This window comes from Gracilimonas halophila, assembly GCF_042684365.1.
In the GTDB taxonomy this organism is placed as follows: domain Bacteria; phylum Bacteroidota; class Rhodothermia; order Balneolales; family Balneolaceae; genus Gracilimonas; species Gracilimonas halophila.
The window spans coordinates 262,120-277,831 of the sequence record NZ_JBHULI010000022.1; the positions used below are offsets into that span (position 1 = coordinate 262,120).

At 46.4% G+C, this 15,712-nt stretch carries 8 protein-coding genes; 2 read left to right on the forward strand and 6 right to left on the reverse strand.

From position 1 onward, the window contains the following. Positions 1 to 15 precede the first annotated feature (15 nt). Both ACFSVN_RS06220 and ACFSVN_RS06225 read right to left on the reverse strand, forming a co-directional pair. A complete protein-coding gene (locus tag ACFSVN_RS06220) occupies positions 16 to 3,096 on the reverse strand; it encodes a TAT-variant-translocated molybdopterin oxidoreductase (RefSeq protein WP_390300116.1) in 3,081 nt (1,026 codons plus the stop codon). Between the two features lie 2 nt (positions 3,097 to 3,098). Beyond that, positions 3,099 to 3,743 carry a cytochrome c3 family protein gene (locus ACFSVN_RS06225; protein WP_390300118.1) on the reverse strand — a complete coding sequence of 215 codons (645 nt, stop codon included), beginning with the start codon at positions 3,741 to 3,743 and terminating at the stop codon, positions 3,099 to 3,101. A gap of 282 nt (positions 3,744 to 4,025) precedes the next feature. On the opposite strand from ACFSVN_RS06225, the gene ACFSVN_RS06230 reads away from it, so the two are divergent. Next, the gene (locus ACFSVN_RS06230; protein ID WP_390300120.1) at positions 4,026 to 4,595 is read left to right on the forward strand and encodes a DUF420 domain-containing protein; all 570 of its coding nucleotides are present in this window, start codon (positions 4,026 to 4,028) and stop codon (positions 4,593 to 4,595) included. A gap of 1,264 nt (positions 4,596 to 5,859) precedes the next feature. Further along, a complete protein-coding gene (hemN, locus tag ACFSVN_RS06235; protein ID WP_390300160.1) occupies positions 5,860 to 7,212 on the forward strand; it encodes an oxygen-independent coproporphyrinogen III oxidase in 1,353 nt (450 codons plus the stop codon). Positions 7,213 to 8,766: 1,554 nt separating this feature from the next. Here hemN and ACFSVN_RS06240 read toward each other — a convergent pair. The 4 genes from ACFSVN_RS06240 to ACFSVN_RS06255 form a co-directional block, all read right to left on the reverse strand. Beyond that, positions 8,767 to 10,338 carry a calcineurin-like phosphoesterase C-terminal domain-containing protein gene (locus ACFSVN_RS06240; protein WP_390300122.1) on the reverse strand — a complete coding sequence of 524 codons (1,572 nt, stop codon included), beginning with the start codon at positions 10,336 to 10,338 and terminating at the stop codon, positions 8,767 to 8,769. A 66-nt stretch (positions 10,339 to 10,404) separates the two neighbouring features. Further along, positions 10,405 to 11,841 carry a tetratricopeptide repeat protein gene (locus tag ACFSVN_RS06245; protein WP_390300124.1) on the reverse strand — a complete coding sequence of 479 codons (1,437 nt, stop codon included), beginning with the start codon at positions 11,839 to 11,841 and terminating at the stop codon, positions 10,405 to 10,407. A 27-nt stretch (positions 11,842 to 11,868) separates the two neighbouring features. After that, on the reverse strand, positions 11,869 to 14,772 hold the full coding sequence (locus tag ACFSVN_RS06250) for a TonB-dependent receptor domain-containing protein (protein ID WP_390300126.1): 2,904 nt from the start codon (positions 14,770 to 14,772) through the stop codon (positions 11,869 to 11,871). Positions 14,773 to 15,495: 723 nt separating this feature from the next. Next, the coding region (locus ACFSVN_RS06255) for a hypothetical protein (RefSeq protein WP_390300128.1) at positions 15,496 to 15,712 on the reverse strand (217 nt) is incomplete at its 5' end.

Below are 15,712 nucleotides of genomic sequence, written 5' to 3' on the forward strand. Positions count from 1 at the left end.
TTCCTGATTAATATCTTAAGCCAAAGCTGGGTTTGGGTTCGTAAGTTTAGCCATGTAGGATGTTCTCGGACGTGTATTCAGTTCCTCGAGCATCTGGAAATTTCTTTCGTTGCGCTTCATTCGGGCAACTTCGCTGTTATCGTCGGTCAAGTCGCCAAAGTAAATGGCATCGGCAGGACAAGCTTGCTGACAAGCGGTCTTCACGGTACCATCAGCCGGCTTCGGAGAACCGGTCTCTTTTTTGGCTTCGATCTTGGCACGATTAACACGCTGCACGCAATACGTACATTTTTCCATCACACCGCGGAAACGAACGGTAACTTCCGGATTCATCGCCATTTGGATGATATCGGGATCGTCACCGGTGGTTAAATATTCTTTTGGATAGTTGAAGAAGTTGAAACGACGAACTTTGTACGGACAGTTATTCGCGCAATACCGGGTTCCGATACAGCGGTTATACGTCATTTGGTTCATTCCGTCTGCACTATGGGTAGTTGCCGCAACAGGACAAACCTGCTCACACGGAGCTAACTCACAATGCATACATGGAACCGGCTGGTGAACAGCTTGCGGTGAATCCGGATCATCGCCCACAAAATAGCGGTCATTTCTGATCCAGTGCATCTCACGGCCGTTCTTAACTTCCTTCTTGCCGATCACCGGAATGTTGTTCTCAGACTGACAAGCGATCACACACACACCGCAACCAAAACAAGAGTTCAGGTCAATAGCCATTCCCCATTGTGGTTCATAGTCGGGATAAGTTTGCTCGTCAAAAAGAGAAATAGGTCCGTCATCGTCTCCATTTTCTCTCATTTCTGCCATTCCCGGTACAGGATAGGTGTGAACTGATTCAAAAGAAGCGAAATCCGGCTTTTCTTTGTATTCAGAAAGGGAAGCCTGTCGATACATATCGCGGCCTTCCAGGTCATGATGACCCTGAACACAGGCAATTTCGTAAGTGTTGCCGGTTTTGGAAACATCTGCAGATGCAAAAAGCATATCTGAAGTGCCTCGCAATGGATACACATCCACACCGCCAACCGTATAGTCAATATAAGAAGTGGCAACACGGCCAAGTCCTTTTCTGCCGTAACCGGTAGTCAGGGTGATGGCATCGTCCACATGCCCGGGTTGTATCCAGGCTGTAATTTCAATGCTTTTTCCGTTTACTGTGATTTCAACAACATCATAGTCATCACTTCCGGGGCGCGGCTCTTCAATACCTAAATTCTCTGCTGTGGCAGGACTCATAAGAGCCACATTATCCCAGGTGATCTTGGTCATTGGGTCAGGAAGCTCCTGAAGCCAGCCTAAGTTTGCGTAACGCCCGTCATATAAAGTAGCATCGGGGCGTATCACCACTTCAATACCTGAAGTTGTAGATACATTTGATGTAGCCCGATTCATTGCAGAAGCAAAACCGGAACTTAATCCCACATTAACGGCATTAAAATTATCGGTGGTGTCAATACCATCATGGAGTATGTTGGTCCAGCGATTATTGAAGCCGGAGCTGTAAAATCCACGGAAGGTATCCTGAACCATATCATAGCCGGATGTCATTTCACCGGAAACAATGATATTCAAAAACTCAATTTCACTCAGTCCATTATGTAAAGGCTGAATTTGCGGCTGGATCACAGAACGTGCACCGCCATAAGAAAAACCGTCGCCCCAGGCTTCGAGAAAATGTGCACGGTTTACGTGCCAGGTTGTTTTCTTGGAAGTCTCATCAACGTAATCAGAAAGGTTGACTACGGTTTCAACATTGGAGAGGGCGTTTTCAAAATCAAGGGCAGAAGCGGTGAATACCGGATTCACCCCAACCATGACAACCGTATCAATATTGCCGGCTTTCATTTCGCCAACAACATCGGCAAAAGCAGCCGTACTGTATTCATCATCTGCGTGAGGCACTTCAAGGTAATTGACCGTGCTTCCTGCATTGCCTAAGGCCTGATTGATGGCTGCAACTGCGGCATGAACTTCAGGTTTGTGCTGAGCTCCAGCCGTTAAAGCCGAATTTCCGGCATTGGCTGCCAGGTCATCAGCAAGAACAGTGATCCACTGATGGTCAGAAAATTCATTTGAGTATCCGCTAAAAGCACTCAATCCATTAACCCGGGTTGAAAGTGCTGCAGCCAGGGCATAAGTAAATGCCTCCATTTGGCTGGCTTTAAGTCGCAGGCGGTGATCCGCAAAAGAGCCGGTCAGGGAGAAAGAATCTTCTACCGAATAGATGCGGTTCATTTCACCATTGGTGTCGGTTACTTTTCTGCGAGCCGAAACCTGCTTGGCATACTCTACATTATTAGGATGTGTAGAACTCATGAAGTCATCATTCAAAGAAACGATGACGTCTGCATTTTCAAAATTATAGTGAGAACGCAATCGGCCTCCGAAAGCAATACGATTTCCTTCAAGCACATTATCTTCGCCGAAAGGCTCGTAAGTAACCCAGGTGGCATTGTTGAATTTCGAAAGCGCCTGCTCCTTTATACCATTATATGTAGGAGAGGAATTTGCTTCGGAAATAAAAGCGATACGCTGACCGGTGTTTGCAAAATGAGAACTTGCGAAGGTCTCAAAATCTTCAACGGAAGCTTTGTTTCCATTATTTAAAGGAGAACGGGAGCGGTCAGGATCATAAAGTCCGAGAATAGCCGCCTGGTTGTAAATACTGGTTCCGCCTTTACTGGCCGGGTGAAGGTTATTTCCTTCAAGCTTGGTCGGGCGGCCTTCATGATTTTCAGCAACCAATCCAACTAAATTGCCCTGAACCGGCATGGCCGTTGCATAAAACAAAGGAACTCCTGCAACCACATTCTCAGGTTGTCTGGAGTATGGTAATATTTTTTGAACCGGGCGGCGGCATGCTGCCAATCCTGCTAAAGCTACGGAAGCTCCCATAACACGGAGGAATCCTCGGCGGGAAACACCGTCGGTCAGTTCAGTAGCATTTTCCGGGAATTCACGCTCAGCGAATTTTTGATACTCTTTATTATTAGCTAATTCGCCTAAGCTCTTCCAATACGTGGTTTTTTTAACTTCTTCGCTCATCTGTTGATCTGTAATTTCTGAATCCTTCATTATTAATAATGACAACCCTGGCAGTAGGTTGGAGCATGAATGTTTTGTTTATCTACCAATGCTCTTCCAAGCTCTAACTGATTTTCAACTTCATATCCCATGGTGGTAACTTCGTCAACGGGACGTATATATTTTTCCGGTTCTCTGTGGCAATCAAGGCACCAACTCATACTGAGTGGTTCAGCCTGATATACAACTTCCATCTTATCGACCCGGCCGTGGCAGCTTTCACAGCCAACACCAACGCTTACGTGCGCAGAGTGATTGAAATATGCATAATCAGCAAGATTGTGAACCCGGATCCACTCAATGGACTTTCCGGTCTCCCAACTTTCGCGAACCAATGCGAGATTTTCACTGTCTGTCTGAATTTGATTGTGACAGTTCATACAGGTTTGAGTTGCAGGAATGTTTGCCTGCTTAGATTCGGTAACACTGGTGTGACAATATTGACAATCAAGCCCAAGCTGATCTACGTGAAGTTTGTGACTGTAAGGAACAGGTTGTTCCGGAGCATAGCCAACATCAGTATATTCAGGGGAAAAGAAATACCAAACACCAAAAACGAGTGCGTTCAGTACAACGATTAATCCAATTAAAATTTTTCGGGGAACCTGATTTGTCCACTTGGGGAAAATCTGCGCCATAAAGATTGCTGATTTAAGTTTTCGTATAGAGCAAAATTGCTCCCGTTCAGAAGCCGCGCAAATCTATCAATTTTTTCAATGGAAATTGAACTAAAAGAAAGAACAGTCTTCTATTTAAAACTGTTCTAAATAAATTAACGATGACTCCGGAATCCGTTTAGGATTGAATGGCTGAAAAGATAGTATACATTTCACAAAAATGCCGAAAAGGAACGGAAAAATTTCACGAATTTGTTTAGCAAGTCTTACCTTTGGCAGATAACTATATAGAAGCATTTATTTATGAACGAAAAATTTACACTTCCGGAATCTTCCAACATTTTAGAGCAGATCAGTGCGAAGAAAGCGTTGACCTTAATAATTGGGCTCAGTGCTGCAGCTGTGCTGTTCCTGTTCTGGCTGATCTATTTCAATGAAGGAGCCGAAACACCTGCGCCCTGGGTTAAAAACCTTTCGGCCGTTAATGCCGGTCTGAATTCATTAAGTACCATATTTCTGTTGCTCGCTTTCAGAGAGATCAAACGCCGCGATTTCCAAAAGCACATGCGTTTCAATCTGGCGGCTTTTGTGACTTCCTCCTTATTCCTGGTCAGCTATGTGGTGTATCATCATTTTGTAGGAGACACCAAATTCATGGGAGAGGGATTTGTGCGCCCCGTATATTTTTTCATTCTCATTACGCACATCGTGCTATCCATTTTTGTGGTGCCCCTGGTGCTCGCCAGTTTTTACTATTCATTGAGCGGGAAATTCAAAACTCATAAAAAAATCTCCCGTTGGACATTCCCCATCTGGCTCTATGTTTCAGTAACTGGAGTGGTGGTATTCTTTATGCTTAAGATCTGGGGGTGATGAACAAGGGAATATTGAATATTCAATATCGAATATCCAATATTGAAGTGCTCGTTGTTCCGCCCCACATCGTTCCCAACGACCCCGTTGGTAACGTCTTACAAGACCACCCGGCCCCAGTGGTTGAGTTAGGCATGGATGCCTGTATCAACAAAACCCAATCCCTGTCCCTTGCCCTCCGGCTCGTCGATACAAATGGAGATGTTATGGCACCGCCGCAGGGTAAGGGAACTCCCTGGTTAGTTTGGAGGTGGTTAATGTTTTAGTGGTTGTGGTGGGTGCATCATTATTGAACCATGATTTACATGATTAAGGGATTATCAGGATGATCCGGGAATAACCAAACCCCCAAGCTTGTCATCTCGAACGGAATGCGTGAATGGATATGAACGCATGAAGCTGAGAGATCTGCGGAGTTGAAAGAGCTTATGTGGCTTACTGCTATCCAGACTTGCCTGAAAAGATTCTAAAACCCCATCCGACGGCTGACCTAAAGGCCTGGTAATCCAATCTCAAGCTCGTTCCCAACGACCACGTTGGTAACGCTGTTCGGGACCACCCGGTCCCGGTGGTTGGATAAGGCTTGGTAACTCGTTTCCACGACCCCATCTGTCTTCCCCTTCGCTGAAATCTATAATTCAATACAAGTACTCCCCAAAGAGTTTCCCCGCTCGGGCGGGGATTAAGGGGTGGGTCAAAGTGGCCAAGGCATCAAAAGTAAACTTGTTCGATCATGAGTCCCCATCCGACGGCTGACCTAAAGGCCTGGCAATCCAATCTTGCCGAGAGCCGTCTGATGGATGGACGGGGTAGGCTTGGTTGCCCGCATCTGCGAAGGGTTGATCGAGTGCATCCCATTGCAGATTTGTGATTTGGTAAACCCTTCGCTTGGGTAATGGAAGGCATTGGTGGTTGTGGCAGCTGCATCCTATGAGCCATGATTTTCTTGAATTAAAGGATTATCAGGATGATCAAAACCCCTTGGATATTGGATATTCCGAATCCCGAACGCCATCCGATGGCTGACTTTACGGTCCTCCCCGCAAGCAACAGGCGAGCTGTTCTTGCTGTCCCTCTTTGGAGAGGGAAAGTTCCGAACTTGTTCGGGACGAGGGAGAGGACCCTTTGGGCAACCGGATCAGAAAAAAACAACTGCCCTTATTAATCCTCCATTTAACATTCCCTCATTCAGCATTCAAAATTTCCTTTTCACCAAATCTTAACAAACATCCGGTATCATCCTCACCCAAAACTATGAGGCATGATGAATACCCAATTGATACGAAAATATAATGTTCCCGGGCCGCGATACACCAGCTACCCGACTGTCCCTTATTGGGATGAAACCGGCTTGGATCCCGGGGATTGGGAGTCGACGTTGATCAAAGCATTTGCTGAGTCTTACGATGATGGCATCTCCTTATATATACACCTTCCATTTTGTGAGAGCCTGTGCACCTTTTGCGGATGTCATAAAAAGATCACCAAGCGACATTCGGTAGAAGACCCTTACATCAAAACCGTACTGAAGGAATGGAAGCTGTACACTGAACTCCTTCCTATAACTCCGATCATAAAAGAAATACATCTGGGAGGAGGGACTCCGACTTTCTTTAGTCCCGACAACCTGAAGCGACTCATCTATGGAATACTGGATGAGGCTGAGACAGCAGAACAGGTTGAGTTCAGTTTTGAAGGTCATCCCAATAATACCACGAAAGAGCATTTGCAGGCTTTATATGATCTGGGCTTTCGCCGGGTTTCCTATGGCGTTCAGGATTATGATCCTCATGTACAGTTTGCCATCAATCGGATTCAGCCATTTGATACTGTGAAGCGTGTACACGAATGGTCAAAAGAGATCGGGTATACCTCGGTCAATCATGACCTGGTATTTGGGCTTCCGCATCAAATCAAAGAGAGCATCCGGGATACCATCGAAAAGACCAATGAATTACGCCCCGACCGTATCGCTTTCTACAGCTATGCGCATGTGCCGTGGATCAAAGGCAACGGTCAGCGCGGATTCAATGATGAGGACCTTCCCAAAGATGACGAAAAACGGGGGCTCTATGAATTGGGTAAGCACATGTTCTATGAGAATGAATATGTGGAGATCGGGATGGACCACTTTGCGCTGAGGTCTGACGGATTATATGAAGCCATGCAGTACGGAAACCTCCACCGGAATTTCATGGGCTACACCGCCGGGGCCACCAAGGTGATGATCGGGCTGGGGATGTCAGCCATCAGTGACAGCTGGTACAGTTTCGCTCAAAATGAAAAGAACATCAAAGACTATGAGCAACGGGTTGAGAGGGGAGAGATCCCCATATTCAGGGGACATATACTGAACGAAACCGATCTTATGATCCGCCGTCAGATCCTGAATGTTATGTGTCGCTTCGAAACTGAATTTGACGGAAGCGAACACCAATTCAGGCAGATCAAAACCCGTTTGTCAGAACTTGAAGAAGATGAACTGATCCGGATTTCCGGAAGAACCATCAGGGTAACCGAAACCGGCATTCCATTTGTAAGAAATGTATGCATGGCTTTTGACCTGAAGCTGCATAAGAACAAGCCAAAAGAAAAGTTGTTTTCCCAGACGGTTTGATTCAAATACAAAACTCGTTTCACGCCTCACTATCAAGTAAGAGCGTATCGCATACGCCCGGTGTTGGATTCGAGCTTAGTTACCCGTATCTGCACCCCCTCTTTGTTTCTCCCCTAAACTTAGGGGAGAAGACTCCTTGGTTAGTTTAGGAGATAGTTAAGACATGGGAGGTTGTGGTGGCTGTATCATTTGAGAATCGCGGATTGGGCGGATTGAGGGATTGCGCGGATGATCCTGATCCCTTCGTAAACAAAACTAACGAGTCCTAAACGGACACCCCACGGTCAAATCAGTGAACTGATTGGCCCTCTCCCCTCAAGGGGAGACTTTCGGATATTGAATTCAATAAAGGTATCTATGGTAAACCAGTCGGCTTTAACAACTCCGCAAAGTCCTCCCTTGAGGGAGGTGCCGGTCTGAGCGAATGCGAAGTCGGGCGGAGGGTGTGAGAGGTTGCCATGGCTTGGTTATGTTGCTTTTGCCACCCACCCTCACCTTTGTTTCCTCTCCCGGGAGAGGAAGACGCTGTGGTGGGTTTGGATATAGAGTAAAAGCTGTGTTACCATTGGCTGAAATCTATAATTCAATACAAGTACTCCCCAAAGAGCTTCCCCGCTCGGGCGGGGATCAAGGGGTGGGTCAAAGGTGCCAAGGCATCAAAAGTAGACCTGTTCGGTTATAAGCCCCATCCGACGGCTGACCTAAAGGCCAGTTAATTCAATCTTGCCAAGAGCCGTCTGATGGATGAGCGAGGCAGGCGTGGTTGCCCGTATCTGCGAAGGGTTGATCGAGTGCATCCCATTGCAGATTTGTTAGTGGTAAACCCTTCGCTTGGGTAATGGAAGGCATGGGTGTTTGTGGCTGCATCCTATGAACCATGATTTTCCTGATTCAAGGGTTAGCATGATGGGTATGGAAAAATCAAGAATATCCCATAATCCTGTAAATCATGGTTCAAAACGGAAAGAGGTGAATTAAGTCTGGGTGGTTGCTGTGGACTGCATCAATTTAAACCGAAGTCATCCTGTCCCGAAGATTCGGGAGAAGGATCCTGCAAATTCCGAATTCAGAACCCCATCCGACGGCTGATCCAAAGGCCGGGCAATCCAATCTTATCAAGAGCCGTCTGATGAATGGGCGGGGTAGGCTTGGTTTTCTCTGGCTAACCTCCGGTCCTCCCCGAAAGCAACAGTCGAGCTGTTCTTGCTGTCCCTCCAAAGGGACACAGGGTTACGGGAAATGGTTATTACATAGCCAGGGTATATGCTCTCTAAGCAAGCAAAAACCTATCCCTCTTTGGAGAGGGAATGTTCCGAACTCGTTTGGAACGAGGGAGAGGACCCTTTGGGGCCACCGGATCAGAAATACCTCGTTTACCAATATTTATCACCCCTACCCATTCTAACTCGTTCCCAACGGTTAAATTAAGCTTTGCTGCTCTATCCACGACCCCATCTGTCTTCCCCTTACCAAGGGGGAAGGAACTCTTTGGTGAGTAAAAAAAAGACCGGCCCCTTTCAATAGACCGATCCTCTAGCTAAAAAAATATTTGTACTACTTTATTTCTATCACTTTCGTGATGCGCCATTCTTTACCATATATATCTGTGGTTTTGACTTCAAATCGATAAAGATCCGAATTCGGTAGGTCAGACAGGTCTGCAACCCAGATATGATTGGTTGGGATGGCCGAAAGGGAAGAGTTCCAGTCACCCGAAAATTCTGCTAATAAGTACTTGTAATATGGAGAAGGGCGGTTTTCCTGTCTCATGGCAGTCCAGTCCGAATTATTGACCCGGTACCATACCTTATTATACATGTTCCCATTAAAAACATTCACAACCAACTCTTGCAGAGAATCTGCTGCAGTTACATCATGCATTGGTGTTTCGATACGAAGTTGAGTGTCTTCATCTTCGTTCAGCCCAATGAGTTGTTCTTCATATTCATTGTTTTTAAAAGTAAAACGATGGTATCCATTGGGATTACCGTCACGCTGGGTGGTAATAGGGACATTGTGCTCATCTTTTGGCCCGCCCCACCAGGTTCCTGACACAGCTGTGGTAATCAAATGATGAAATGTTCCATCATTGGTCCATCCTGCTTTTTCATCTAAAAAGTGATGATAGGTCATGTGAAGATGTCCCGCCAGCGACAGCACCCGTTCACGATCTTCCAGCAGCTCAAACAGAGATTCACGATTCAGGGTGTTAACATTTGGCGTTTCTCCTCCCCAGGAATAGATTGGAATATGTGTACCCAATACTATAAGGTGATCTTCGGGGATATTCGGAAGTAGGTTCTCTAGCCAGGTCAATTGATCACCCCAAATGTTACCGATATAGCTCGGACGATTTCCTTCACCCTGATAGTCAATATTATCAAGGGCAATGAAGGTGACCTTGCCATATTGAAAAGCATAATAATTTGCTCCGAGTTGTCTTTTATAAGTATCCCGGGCATTAGTATTATCATCGGTATCAAAATTGAGGTCATGATTTCCGATCACATGCCATATGGGAATGTCGGTTTGCGCCATCAGCTCTTTGTGGCGATCAAACAGGGACAGGTCGTTATACATGATGTCGCCGAGGATCATCATGAAGTCAGCATCTTCCCCGGCCGCTTGATTCACAAATTCATCCCGCACATAATCCAATTCCTGATCATTTCGCGGTTGGGGATCACCAAAAGCCAACGCGTTGAATGTGGATTCATCTTCAGCCTTGGTTAGAGGAAAATTGACAGTGGAGGGGAAGTCATTTGTTGCCGGAAGTCCGCCGAAAGAGAGTGAATCCGGAGAGCCTTCCGGGGCATAGGCATGACTGAATTGAGGAATGTTGAATTCATCCAAGGGTACGTTATAGCCGGAGGGTTTGACGACCATCAGGGATTGTCCGGGAGAAAGCGACAGGGTATAGGCTCCTTCTGAGTCTGAGAGTGTTACATCTTTTTGGTTGGAGATCATTATCCCTGAGATCCCTTCCTCGGAAGTATCAAAGACACCATTATTATTAGTGTCGTGAAACACGGTTCCGGAAACTTTGATGGAAGCATCCTGGGCGTTTACGGAAAAACTGAACAGACCAAAGAGTCCGATCAGGCCAAAAATGGTTGTAAATTTCATAGTGAAAATAAATTTAGGGTAAAAAGAAAAGCGACAGTGTAGTACTGTCGCTCGTTAGAAAGTTGTTTACCAAAGTGGGAGGATGGCATCATTTGTTTTGTTTTGAACCAGCACACGGTTTATGTTTACATCGATAGTGACGATGCCTTGAGCTTCATTTACTGAAAAATCATCCATTTGCATACCTAAAGGAATGAAACCGGGGATTTGCGCCTGCAGGTACGGGCTATTGGAATCGATATTGTTATTTCCGGTCATTTCTTGTTCAGAAACCGGATACCGAATACCGAGGTCAACGACACGCCGGCCTTCAGAGATGAAAATCTCTTGTCGCATAAGGTAAATCAGTTCAAGCAGTTCATCTTCTGTAGCTGCATTGTCAATATCCTGCGCAGTAACGCTGGTTCCTGAAACCACAGGCACCTGAACGAGGCCATCCTGTCGATCGAGGATCAATCCGGAAACGGCAGGAGCTCCGGGAGCAAAGCGAACCTGAACGGTATCGCTTAATGGATAGTCATCACGGTTACCTCCGGAGCGGGTCTCGCGGGAATCATCAAAAGAAGCTACCGGGCGATTGGCGATCACATCAGAAAGCAGGTCTTTAAGCCGGGTGCGCGTGCCGGGTAGGTCACCATCAGCGAGATCAGCCTCGGCCAGCATCAGATAAGCCTCTTCGATCTTAAACAAACTGATCGGTTTTTGATCTTGTCCAGCACCGTCTTCACTGTAATATTTTGGATCCAGGAAGTCGAGTCGCGGTAATGGCGCGAATTCATCCTGAGAAGAATTGTACAGGAAGTTTTGAAATCCATTGGAAGGGCCGTTGATGCCGTCATACTCCACTTGATAGTTCAGTGCCGGAGCAGCATTGATCACCGCTTCAGCCTGGGTACGTAATGAAGTTACATCGCCCTCATGAAATGAGATGCGAGCCTTGGCCAGATTTGCAGCCTGAACCAAGTCGGTATCACCGGAAAGGGAAGTTACTTCATCAAAAGCCTCGATCGCTGCATCAAAATGAGCGGAAGGTTCCAGCACAGTGCCGTATGCTTCTTCCGGTAAACCTACGAAGTATTCACCTGCAAAAAGGTGAGATACTCCGAGATAGAAATAAAGCTCAGCGCGCTGTTCGTCGGTGGCGCTGTTGTCTTGAGGAATGACAGTCTCAAGCCCGAATTCAGCTGTTCGGCGCAGATTGTGAACAGCAGTTTGAATACGGTTTACATCCAGGTCGGTATAGACAATCTGTGGGATATCGAATACCTTACTGCTCAGTGTTCGGTTGTTGAAATAGTTGTCAGAGGTAAGTTCGGTGAGCTCCACGATCACACTGAGGCTGGAGGCCATTTCAGCGCGGGCACCGTTCACCCAGGTAGCTGAGGCTTGAGGTGTTTCTACGAACTTGTCTTCTGTAACGTTTGGATTTTCGATGGCATCTAACCCGCATCCCTGTAACGTAAATGCAAGCAAACCGGCGATAATAAATTGAGTAGTTTTCATAATATTGGAAGTAGATTTAAAATGTGTTTAGAAATTGATTTTGAACGTACCGAGAAACTGTCGGGGAGCTGATTCCGCTGCATAAGCGATACCACCGGTGGTGGCACTGTTCTGTCCCTGATCGGCACCACTTTGTGTAGCCTCGGGATCGAAGCTGGAGCCGGCAAAATTCAACGGGTTGAGCACGGTAAAACCGAGGGTAGCACTATTGGCCAGGTTCCCAAGCAGTTCAGATCCAAAAGTGTAATTGAGTCCGATGGTTCTGACCTTGAAGAAATCGGTCTTCTCAACAAACTGATCCGTAAAGTTCAGCCAGTTAGATGTACCGTTAGCCTGGATCTCGGCATCAGGAATACCTTCGTTGCCAACACCATAATTGAAACGGAATTGACGGTCGAAGGAATGAGCATAGGCACCAAGCTGGAAATCACCGTTCGTAAAAAAGTTCAGGTTTCGGTAGCTCACATCAAGAGATACACTTCCAAAATAATCGGGGATGGTTGACCCAAGGAAAGCAAGAGCTTCAGTTGAGGTCATGACGCCGTTCTCAAAAGTACCTTTGTTGCCGCGCAAGTACCCGATCGAATACCCTTCCTCTACTACAGTTTGGATGGTTCGGGAGCTGAATCCATTGATGTTGAATGCACCGGCTCCACCGGCATCGGTCACCTCATTATGCAGGGTGTTGAATGCTGCTTTAACGCGTACATCCCAGTCTTGATTGATCACCGGTATGACAGTCATTGCCAGTTCAAGGCCTTTATTTTCTATCGTGCCCACATTGCGAAGTTGAGTTCCTTCACCCTGACTTGGCGAAATGGGTACATAAAAAAGAGCATCCCTGGTTTCGGTGTAGTAGTAGTTTACATTGAACTGGATGCGGTCTTTCACAAAGCCAAAGTCAGCACCGGCTTCATAGGTGTAGGTTTTCTCCGGGCTGAGATCATCGTTGCCCTGTTGACCAAAAGTAGCTGATTGCTCTCCCAGAAATCCATCAAATGCAATGGTTCGTTCGTGGGCAAAAGGTTGCGGGAAGTTACCTGCCACTCCATAATTGGCTTTCAGTTTCATATAAGAGAATACAGAGTTATCAAACAGGTCAAGGAAGAAAGGCTCTGCACTGACCAGGTAAGAAAGTCCGGCTTTGGGATAAAACTGCATACCAACATTTTCACCAAAAGCGGTGTTCCCGTCGCCACGAAGTCCGAATTCTACAAAATATCGATTTTTGAACCCTACATTCTCTTGCAGATAAAATCCAAAGTTGACCACCTCGGATAGGTATTCATTGCTTTCGGTGGTAGCAGCCTGAGAGATCGAAGTGGCACCATCCCGGACATTGGTTCCGGTGTAAAGCACCTGATGATCTTCATCTCTAAAAAACTGCCCGCCTACAGTGGTAACAAAAGAGAAGTCGTCGACCTCGAGATTATGCTGACCGGTAATCTCAGCCGTTAATCCCAGGAAAGTACGGTTGAATTTACGGATACTGCCACGGTCGTACAGTCCGTTTTCGGGTGCCAGTGCATCAACGTGATTCAAGTATTCATTGGTGGTAATGATATTCTCATCCTGCACACGATAATCAAGGCCCACCGTAGATTTGATGGCAAGATTTTGCAAGGGCTGATACTCAAAGATCTGAGAAGTCTGGAACCGGTTGATCGATGTTTCATTTTGCTGCAGGTCTTCAGCTAACTGTACGAAAGCTTGCATATCTTCGAATTCGGTGTCAGAAAGTTCATTGAGTACCGGATTGAATCCGGGCCCGGTAAAAAGAGAAGCCCCTGATTCAGCAAACCACAGCCCGGTATAACCGCCGGCGTTTCCGTTGCGAACACGGTTGAAGTCGTTTCGGGCATAACCGAGAGAACTACGATAGGTAAAAGCATCAGAAAGTTTGGCCTGGAAACCGGAACGGAAGTCCACTTTTCGGCTGGCATTTTGATTATTGATGCGGAAGCCTTCGTCGTCTGTAATACCACCGGCAAAGCTATACCCAAAATTATCGTCACCGCCATTTACAGCAACATTGTATTTCTGGAATAGTCCATTCTGATACAGCAGATCAGAAGTGCGATCAAAGTGAAGGAAATCTTCGGTTGGAGTAGTGCTGCCCACTTGTGAGCTGAATGTGACCTGAGGTCGGCCATATCCTGTTTTCTTGGTGAAGATCTGGATTACGCCGTTGGCGGCATCAGAACCATAAAGAGTAGTAGCGGCACCACCGTTGATGAACTCAATGCGTTCAATATTTTCAATGGGGATATCAGCGAGAGCACTGGTTGCTGCTCCACTGGAAGAGCCGCCTCCAAGGGTTGCTGCCGTATTCAGGTTATCAATACGGACCCCATCTATATAGACTATGGGAGTGGAATTATTAAAAGCTGAAACCACCCCGCGAGCCCTGATAATTGAGGACGAACCCGGCTGTCCGTTTGTCATATTAAACTGGGCATTCGGGATCTTGGATTGCAGGATCTGGTCGATGCGATTAGCGGGAGCGGCTTGAATCTCACTCTCACTGATAGAAGTTATATTGGTAGACAGCCGACGCTTTTCCATATTCATTCCCTGTCCGGTGACAACCAATTCATCACCACCCACGAAATCGGGCTCCATTTGGATGGAAAAAGTATTCCGGGAGGATTCATCAAGAGAGATATACTGAGTTTTATATCCCACATATCGTACCACTAACTGTATGGATTCATCGGAAAAGGAAGCAGGAATATCGAGAGAGAAGTTTCCGTCAATATCTGTGGAAGTACCTATATTTGTACCTTGGATACCAATGGTTGCCCCCACTAAAGGATCACCATTTGTAGCATCGGTTATGGTACCGGTTACCGGATTGTTAAATGCGAGGAGATCAGGTTGTGTAAAGAGAAATACACAACACAAGAGTAAGTAAGATAGTTTTGACATCATTTATTAAGTTTGGTTTGAAGTAATAGGTTGCCAAACTATCCTACTCTTGTTATGCACAGATTAACTGGCCTTTATGAAAGCTTTGCCTTAATAAGACCTGCCTGTTACCAATCTCCCATAAGCTCATGAATAGTAATCTGTGTCTGTTAACTGACTGGTTTCGATGGGTAAAGCTTTAAGCTCTATGAATAAAGACAATGCTCATGATCCGGGGATGAGTGAGCTTGGTTGCCCGTATCCGCACACCCCACGAAATCCAAAAAAGGAACAACTTTTTGGATTGAACTCCCCTCCCCGATGGTCGGGACGCCAGCGCAAGGGGAGAATTTTATTGAGGCTCCATTCAACAGGTAGTTTATAAGGACTCGGTACTAAAAATCACCCCCCAAAGTCCTCCCTTGAGGGAGGTGCCGGACTGAGCGAAGAGGGGTTTAATGTAAGCTTGGGAAGTTTACTGCGAAGGATCTCAATGCTGGAACTGGCTGCAAGCTTACACTTTGAGATCCCTCGTGTTCAATACTCCGGTCCTTAGCAAACCGGTACGCACTCGGGATGACGACGATATTGAGTTTGGGAGATAATTAAGACCTAGATGGTAGTGGTGGCTTCCTCATTTGAGAATCGCGGATTGAACGGATGAATGGATCACGCGGATAGATAACCCCCTTGGATATTCATTATTCCGTGTTGGATATTGAATATTGAACACCCCACCTTAGGTCGTCATCCTGTAAACCTGAAGGATCTTGCATAGCCTGAATCCACAACCCCATCCGACGGCTGATCTAAAGGCCGGGTAATCCAATCTTGCAAGGAGCCGTCTGATGGATGGGCGAGGCAGGCTTGGTTGCCCGTATCAACAAAACCCAATCCCAATCCCTGTCCCTTGCCCTCCGGCTCGTCGATACAAATGGAGATGTTATGGCGCCGCCGCAGGGTA